The organism is Vibrio minamisatsumaniensis, assembly GCF_050337445.1.
Lineage (GTDB): Bacteria > Pseudomonadota > Gammaproteobacteria > Enterobacterales > Vibrionaceae > Vibrio > Vibrio artabrorum.
Map to the genome: position 1 here is coordinate 110708 of NZ_JAKJSY010000012.1, position 8422 is coordinate 119129.

Consider the following 8422-nt stretch of genomic DNA (forward strand, 5'->3'; position numbering starts at 1 on the left):
CTGGCGATTGAAAAATGACAACTCATATACCTCAGGATAAACGCCAACAAATACTTTCTGCCGCTGAAAAGCTCATTGCAGAGGTCGGCTTCCAAGGTCTTTCAATGCAGAAATTAGCGAAAGAAGCAGGAGTAGCAGCAGGCACGATCTACCGCTACTTCGATGATAAGGATCACTTGATCGAAGATGTTCGAGTGTTGGTCACTCAACAAGTAGCCGACGCCGTTCAAGAGGGGGTTAATAATTCAGATCCAATCAAGCAGCGCTACCGTACTATGTGGTTAAACATATGGAACTTAGCGGGAACAAACTTAGCTGCGATAAAAAATAGGATTCAGTATGACTCTTTACCCATTAGAAATGGCACGAACTTCAGGGAACTAGAACGTAAAATGTTTGCCCAAGTTGAGCGGTTATTTGATGAGGGTAAAGAACAAGGGTTGTTTAAACCACTTGATAATGAAGTATTAGGTGGCTTGAGCTTAGTGGCTAGTGTTTCTCTAGCGCGAAAGCATTCTTTAGGATATTACCAACTTGATGAGGCAGCACTAGAAGCTGCAATCGAAGCCAGTTGGGATGCAATAATTAAACACTAGAATGGGGTTTTGACCATAATGAAAAAGTGGACTTTCTTCATGTTACTCATCGCAGTACTGCTTTTCGGCAGCGTTATTGGGTTTAACATGTTCAAACAACAAAAAATTGCTGAGTATATGGCCAACCGCCCTGAACCAGAATTTCCAGTCACGGTAACGGAAGTTCAGCCTATCGATTGGGTACCAGTGATTGAAGTAATCGGCTTCATCGAACCCAACCAAGGTGTCACTCTGGCAAACGAAACGAGTGGCGTGATTGACCAAATCTCTTTTGAATCTGGTACCGACGTTAAGAGTGGACAACAATTAGTACGTCTTGATTCTGACGTAGAAAAAGCGAACATAAAGAGTACTCAAGCCCGACTACCGGCTGCGAAAGCGAAATATCAACGTTACCAAGGCTTGTTCAAGAAAGGCTCAATCTCTAAAGAAGCGTATGATGAAGCTGAAGCGAACTACTTCTCTCTCTCTGCTGATATTGAAAGCCTAAAAGCGTCGATTGAGCGTCGCGAAATTCGCGCGCCATTTGATGGTACTGTTGGTATCCGAAATGTATACCTAGGTCAATATCTACAATCAGGTACCGATATCGTTCGTTTAGAAGATACCAGCGTCATGCGCCTGCGCTTCACCGTTTCTCAAAATGACATATCTCGTATTAATGTTGGGCAAGCTATCGACATTTTTGTTGATGCTTACCCAGAAACTCCGTTTGAAGGCTCTATCAGTGCCATTGAACCCGCTGTCAGCATCCAAAGTGGTCTTATTCAAGTTCAAGCAGACATTCCGAACAGTGATGGAAAACTTCGTAGCGGCATGTTCGCTCGTGCTAACATCATTTTGCCGAAACTAGAGAACCAAGTAACTCTGCCTCAAACAGCAATTACTTTCACTCTATACGGTGACAATGTTTATATCCTGACTGAAGAAGACGGCGTTCAACGAGTGACTCAACATGTTGTCAAAGTCGGTGAACGTACCGCTGATATTGCACATATCCTTGAAGGCGTGAAAGCTGGCGATATGGTGGTAACTTCTGGCCAAGTACGCCTAAGTAACGGTGCCAAAGTTAAGATTGTTGAAAGTGATGCAATCACTCCACCGTCTAAAACACCTAAGCTGTAACTGGAGGCACAATGCGCTTTACTGATGTTTTTATTAAACGTCCAGTTCTAGCGGTATCCATCAGCTTTTTGATTGCGCTGCTTGGCTTACAAGCAATCTTCAAAATGCAGGTGCGTGAATACCCTGAAATGACGAATACCGTGGTGACAGTCTCAACTGGTTATTACGGTGCAAGTGCCGATCTTATCCAAGGTTTTATCACGCAGCCCCTCGAACAGGCTGTCGCTCAAGCGGATAACATCGACTATATGACGTCTTCTTCTGTATTAGGTAAATCTACGATTACCGTAAACATGAAGTTGAACACCGACCCAAATGCGGCGCTGTCTGACATACTGGCCAAGACAAACTCGGTACGTTCTCAGCTACCTAAAGAAGCTGAAGATCCAACCGTAACCATGTCTACCGGTTCAACGACGGCGGTTCTTTATATCGGTTTCACTAGTGATGAGCTAGTTTCGAGCCAAATTACCGATTATCTAGAGCGTGTTATCAACCCACAACTCTTTACGGTAAATGGTGTATCTAAAGTTGACCTTTATGGTGGTATGAAATACGCATTACGCGTGTGGTTAGATCCGTCAAAAATGGCGGCGGTTAACCTGACAGCTACCGATGTAATGTCGGTATTGAATGCCAATAACTACCAATCTGCAACAGGTCAAGCGACGGGTGAGTTTGTTCTTTATAACGGCAGTGCCGATACGCAAGTATCAAATACTGAAGAGCTAGAGAACCTCGTCGTTAGAAGTGGTGAAGGTGAGATTATTCGCCTTTCTGACATCGCTAAAGTCTCTTTAGAGAAAAGTCATGATGTTTACCGAGCGAGTGCCAACGGCAAGGAAGCGGTGGTTGCTGCTATCAATGCGGCACCAAGTGCGAATCCAATTAACATTGCAGCCGATGTCCTTGAACTTCTTCCTCAATTAGAGAAGAACCTCCCAAGTAACATCTCAATGAACGTAATGTATGATTCGACCATAGCGATTAATGAGTCTATTCATGAGGTTATCAAAACCATCCTTGAAGCCGCTTTGATCGTACTGATCGTAATTACCTTGTTCTTAGGTTCATTCCGAGCGGTACTGATCCCTATCGTTACTATCCCTCTATCTTTGATTGGTGTGGCTATGGTAATGCAAGCAATGGGCTTCTCTTGGAACCTGATGACATTACTGGCAATGGTACTCGCCATTGGCCTGGTAGTTGATGATGCGATCGTTGTACTTGAGAACGTTGACCGGCATATCAAGCTCGGGAAATCCCCTTTCCGTGCCGCGATTATCGGTACCCGAGAAATTGCAGTGCCGGTTATCGCCATGACACTCACACTCGGTGCGGTATACGCTCCGATTGCGATGATGGGGGGGATTACAGGTTCACTATTTAAAGAGTTTGCGTTAACCCTAGCCGGTTCGGTTTTCGTATCGGGCATCGTTGCACTGACACTATCGCCAATGATGTGCTCAAAAATGCTGAAAGCTCACGCTGAGCCAAGCAAGTTTGAACAGAAAGTTCATAGCGTGCTGAATGGCATGACTAACCGTTACGAACGTATGCTTGGTGCAGTAATGCAACATCGTCCTGTATTTATTGGTTTTGCTATCATCGTATTTGCAAGTTTGCCGTTGTTGTTCAAGTTCATCCCAAGTGAATTAGCGCCTTCAGAAGATAAAGGTGTGATCATGCTGATGGGTACTGCGCCATCGAATGCGAACTTAGACTTCATGCAAAATACCATGAATGACGTAAACAAAATTCTCTCTGATCAACCAGAAGTTGCTTACGCGCAGGTATTCACTGGTGTACCTAGTGCAAACCAAGCATTTGGTATCGCATCGATGGTGCCTTGGAGTGAACGTGAAACAAGTCAATCAGAGGCAGCAAACCGAGTCGGTACTTTGGTGAAAGATATTCCCGGAATGGCGGTAACTGCATTCCAAATGCCAGAGTTACCAGGTGCGGGCTCGGGTCTTCCAATTCAGTTTGTTATTACAACACCAAACAGTTTTGAGAGTTTATTCCAAATCACGACTGACATTTTAACGGACGTAGCGACAAACCCACTGTTCGTATACTCAAACCTCGATTTGAACTACGACTCAGCAACGATGAAAGTACACATCGACAAAGATAAAGCGGGCGCATACGGCGTGACCATGCAAGATATCGGTATCACCTTGGGTACCATGATGTCAGATGGCTACGTAAACCGTATCGACTTGAATGGTCGCTCTTATGAGGTCATCCCTCAGGTTGAACGTAAATTCCGTTTAAACCCAGAGTCGATGAATAACTACTACGTACGCGCTGCTGATGGTAAAGCCGTTCCACTCGGCAGTTTGATTACCATTGATGTTGTAGCAGAGCCTCGTTCTCTTCCTCACTTCAACCAATTGAATTCAGCTACCATTGGAGCTGTACCAGCACCAGGCGTTGCAATGGGAGATGCGATTACATGGTTTGAAAACACGGCGGCAAGCAAGTTACCAAGTGGCTACAATCACGATTACATGGGTGAAGCACGTCAATACGTAACTGAAGGTAGCGCACTTTACGCGACCTTTGGCCTAGCACTGGCTATCATCTTCTTGGTTCTAGCGATTCAATTCGAATCTCTGAAAGATCCATTGGTTATCATGGTATCTGTACCACTGGCGATTTGTGGTGCCTTAATCGCTCTAGCTTGGGGGGCGGCAACGATGAACATCTACTCACAAGTAGGCTTGATCACTTTGGTCGGCCTGATTACCAAGCACGGTATCTTGATCTGTGAAGTTGCAAAAGAGGAACAGTTGCATCATCACAAAACTCGTATCGAAGCAGTAATGGAAGCCGCGAAGGTTCGTCTTCGTCCAATCCTGATGACAACAGCGGCGATGATCGCGGGTCTAATTCCACTGATGTACGCAAGCGGTGCGGGTGCAGCTCAGCGCTTTAGTATTGGTATCGTAATCGTTGCTGGTCTCGCGATTGGTACTCTCTTCACGCTATTTGTACTGCCAGTAATTTACAGCTACTTGGCTGAAAAACACAAACCTCTACCTGTATTTGTTGAAGACAAAGACCTAGAAAAGCTAGCTCGCATCGATGAAGCAAAAGCAGCACACAGAGAATTAGCTGATAATAAGTAATCGCTAAATCGTAAAACCATCAAAAAGGTCACGTCGGTGGCCTTTTTGATACACGATAGGCGACATCTCTAATCTGATTAAATAGAATAGTGATAAATAGTCAGGAGTTTTAATCGATATGTTTGATCCAAAAAAACTAGAGCAAATTGCTAAGCAGATCCACGACTCTATGCCTCAGCCAGTTAAAGAACTGGGTTCAGACGTAGACCAAAAAGTTCGCCAAGTAATCCAAGGGCAGCTAAACAAGTTGGACGTTGTCAGCCGTGAAGAGTTTGATGTTCAAACTCAAGTACTGTTGCGCACACGTCAGAAGCTAACAGAGATGGAACAAAAGCTCGTTGAACTAGAAGCTAAGCTTGCTGATAAGTAAGCTGAAAAGCGAGATAACCCTGGGGGCTGACGTGAAAACGTCGGCCCTTTTTATATGCGAATACTTTGGGAGGAAGATAGAGGGGTGTAGACAGTGACAACTCTTTGTTTTTTATTACTGTCACCCTCAAGAGCGAGGAACGAGAGAGTTGGGGATCTTATACAATGAGCGAAGAACCGTTATAGATTCCCTACTCCTTCCTTCGTCAGTCTAGGGAATGACGGTTTACCTCTCGAAGGGCATAAAACTCTACCCAAAAACAAAAAGGCTTGGTCAACGGCGACCAAGCCTTTTAATTAGATGTTGTGTTTTATTTTGTATTTATTGACCCCAGTCTACCTGGAGTTCTTACTGCTTTGCTTTAATGCAATTACGCAGAATTAAGGTTGCATTTCTAGGAGAAGGCGCGGAGTTTACGATAGTAAATGAGCACCTTCGACACCGAAATGGAACCTTAAGGCAAGTAATTAGCCGCCTACCGCGATATTTTTCATGTCTGTCATGTAACCACGTAGCTCTTCACCAATGTACTCAACTGGGTGGTTACGGATAGCTTCATTCACTGCGATTAGTGTCGCGTTATCTACTTGGTTAGATGTTTCACCTAAACCGCGGCCGATAACGTCAGTATTTACTGAAGGCATGAACTTCTCACGCAGTAGTGGCGTAGCTACGTTAGCAAATAGGTAGTTACCGTACTCTGCTGTATCTGAGATGACTACGTTCATTTCGTACAGACGCTTACGTGCTACTGTGTTTGCGATTAGTGGTAGCTCGTGCAGTGACTCGTAGTAAGCAGACTCATCGATGATGCCTGATGCCGTCATAGCTTCGAACGCTAACTCAACACCAGCGCGAACCATAGCAACGAGTAGAATGCCGTTGTCGAAGTACTCTTGCTCTGAAATTTCCACATCAGAAGCCGGGTAGTTTTCGAATGCCGTTTCGCCTGTCTCTTCACGCCAGCCTAGTAGGTTCACATCATCGTTAGCCCAGTCAGCCATCATAGTGCTAGAGAAGTGACCTGAGATAATGTCGTCCATGTGCTTGTTGTAAAGCGGACGCATTAGGTCTTTAAGCTCTTCAGAAAGCTCAAACGCTTTAACTTTAGCTGGGTTAGATAGACGATCCATCATGTGAGTTACGCCACCAAACTTAAGTGCTTCAGTGATCGTTTCCCAACCGTATTGTAGAAGCTTGCCTGCGTAGCCAGGTTCGATACCGTCAGCAATCATCTTTTCGTAAGATACGATAGAACCTGCTTGTAGCATGCCACAAAGGATAGTTTGCTCACCCATAAGGTCAGATTTAACTTCCGCGACAAAAGAAGACTCTAGGCAACCAGCACGGTGACCACCAGTACCTGCAGCCCAAGCTTTAGCGATATCCCAACCTTCGCCTTTAGGGTCATTTTCTGGATGAACTGCGATAAGTGTAGGTACACCGAAACCACGCTTGTACTCTTCTCGTACTTCTGTACCTGGACATTTAGGCGCAACCATTACAACCGTTAGGTCTTTACGGATTTGCATGCCTTCTTCAACTACATTGAAACCGTGAGAGTAACCTAGTGCAGCGCCTTGCTTCATTAGCGGCATAACCGTTTCTACAACGTTAGTGTGCTGCTTGTCTGGAGTCAGGTTGATGACTAGATCTGCTTCTGGAATTAGCGTTTCGTAGCTTGCTACTTCAAAACCGTTTTCCTTTGCGTTCTTGTAAGACTGACGCTGCTCGTCAATCGCAGCCTGACGTAGTGCGTACGCTACGTTTAGGCCAGAGTCACGCATGTTTAGACCTTGGTTTAGGCCCTGAGCACCACAACCAACGATAACGACTTTCTTACCTTTCAGGTAATCCGCTTCTGTTGCGAACTCGCTGCGGTCCATGAAACGACAACGACCTAGTTGGTCTAGTTGCTCACGAAGGTTTAATGTATTGAAATAGTTAGCCATCTGGGCGCTCCTTTAAAAATAAATCCGTAAGGTCGATATCTCGCTATCGAATGACTTCATACTAAAACAGACATTCTGTTGCTGAAAGTGATATATTCACAATTAGTTATTGCAATAAATGCAACATGGAAACGATCGCAGAACATGAACATAAAATCTCTACAATTATTTATACATTTATGTGATAGCAAGAGTTTCAGCAAAACCGCTGCCGCTATGCACGTCAGTCCTTCCGCGCTGAGTCGCCAAATACAAAAACTTGAAGAGGAAACAGGGCAAGAACTGCTTATCAGAGACAACCGCAGTGTTGATATCACTCCAGCAGGTAAACATTTATTGCCTGTTGCATTGAGCATCGTCGGCGAGTGGCAGCAATACAATCTTCATCTCAAGGGGGGAGAGCAAGAACTTAAAGGTGATATCCGTATATTTTGTTCTGTCACAGCGAGCTACAGCCACCTACCTGAACTCATAACAGAATTCAGGGCCATACATCCATATATTGAATTTAAACTCTCTACTGGCGATCCAGCTCAATCCATCGACAAGATATTAAACGATGAAGCGGATATCGCTATCTCTGCAAAACCAGACATCCTTCCTTCAAGGTTAGAATTCGAGACCATCAGCGATATTCCACTGTCAGTCATCATCCCATCTGGTGTGAGTAGCTTTAGCCAACAACTGCAATCTGATAAACCAAACTGGAATGAAGTGCCTTTTATTATTCCTGAAGCGGGTACTGCACGTGAACGTGCCAATGCATGGTTTAAAAAAATGAAGATAAAGCCCAATATATATGCGCAAGTTGCAGGCCATGAGGCGATCGTCAGTATGGTTGCTCTTGGTTGTGGGGTTGGTATCGCGCCAGATGTCGTCATCAACAATAGTCCTGTGAGAGACAAAGTCGATCGCTTAAAAATAGAGCCAATCAAGCCGTTTGAATTGGGGGTGTGCTGTAAGCGATCGCAATTAGAAAATCCGTTAATTCGAGCATTTTGGCAGGTCGCTAAAGGTAAATACCTTCCGGACTAATACCAATTAAAGCAAAAAGGCTCTAGCATTTTTGCTAGAGCCTTAAATATGGCAGGGGTGGAGAGATTCGAACTCCCAACACGCGGATTTGGAATCCGCTGCTCTGCCAATTGGAGCTACACCCCTAAAACTTTTTATTACTTCAGATTCGAAAAAACCTCGCACTAGGCGAGGTTATCGAATAAGTGGCGGAGTGGACGGGACTCGAAC

General features: G+C 44.8%; 6 protein-coding genes and 1 tRNA gene. 5 read left to right on the top strand and 2 right to left on the bottom strand.

The features are described from left to right. The first annotated feature begins 14 nt into the window (after positions 1–14). The 4 genes from L4B77_RS03340 to ubiK all read left to right on the top strand — a co-directional run bounded on the left by L4B77_RS03340 (position 15) and on the right by ubiK (position 5225). On the top strand, positions 15–596 hold the full coding sequence (locus L4B77_RS03340) for a TetR/AcrR family transcriptional regulator (RefSeq protein WP_261838518.1): 582 nt from the start codon (positions 15–17) through the stop codon (positions 594–596). An 18-nt stretch (positions 597–614) separates the two neighbouring features. Continuing rightward, positions 615–1721 (top strand): efflux RND transporter periplasmic adaptor subunit, encoded by a 1107-nt coding sequence (locus L4B77_RS03345; RefSeq protein ID WP_261838517.1) that lies wholly within the window; start codon positions 615–617, stop codon positions 1719–1721. An 11-nt stretch (positions 1722–1732) separates the two neighbouring features. Further along, positions 1733–4855, top strand: coding sequence for a multidrug efflux RND transporter permease subunit (locus tag L4B77_RS03350; protein ID WP_429748468.1), 3123 nt, complete (start codon positions 1733–1735; stop codon positions 4853–4855). A gap of 118 nt (positions 4856–4973) precedes the next feature. Beyond that, complete coding sequence (gene ubiK, locus L4B77_RS03355; RefSeq protein WP_261838515.1) at positions 4974–5225, top strand: ubiquinone biosynthesis accessory factor UbiK; 252 nt, start codon at positions 4974–4976, stop codon at positions 5223–5225. Between the two features lie 467 nt (positions 5226–5692). On the opposite strand, the gene ilvC is transcribed toward ubiK, so the two are convergent. Continuing rightward, positions 5693–7177 (bottom strand): ketol-acid reductoisomerase, encoded by a 1485-nt coding sequence (gene ilvC, locus L4B77_RS03360; protein ID WP_261838514.1) that lies wholly within the window; start codon positions 7175–7177, stop codon positions 5693–5695. Positions 7178–7321: 144 nt separating this feature from the next. On the opposite strand from ilvC, the gene ilvY reads away from it, so the two are divergent. Next, positions 7322–8212 carry an HTH-type transcriptional activator IlvY gene (gene ilvY, locus L4B77_RS03365; RefSeq protein WP_372039456.1) on the top strand — a complete coding sequence of 297 codons (891 nt, stop codon included), beginning with the start codon at positions 7322–7324 and terminating at the stop codon, positions 8210–8212. A gap of 49 nt (positions 8213–8261) precedes the next feature. On the opposite strand, the gene L4B77_RS03370 is transcribed toward ilvY, so the two are convergent. Continuing rightward, positions 8262–8338 (bottom strand) — tRNA-Trp (locus tag L4B77_RS03370). Positions 8339–8422: the final 84 nt, after the last annotated feature.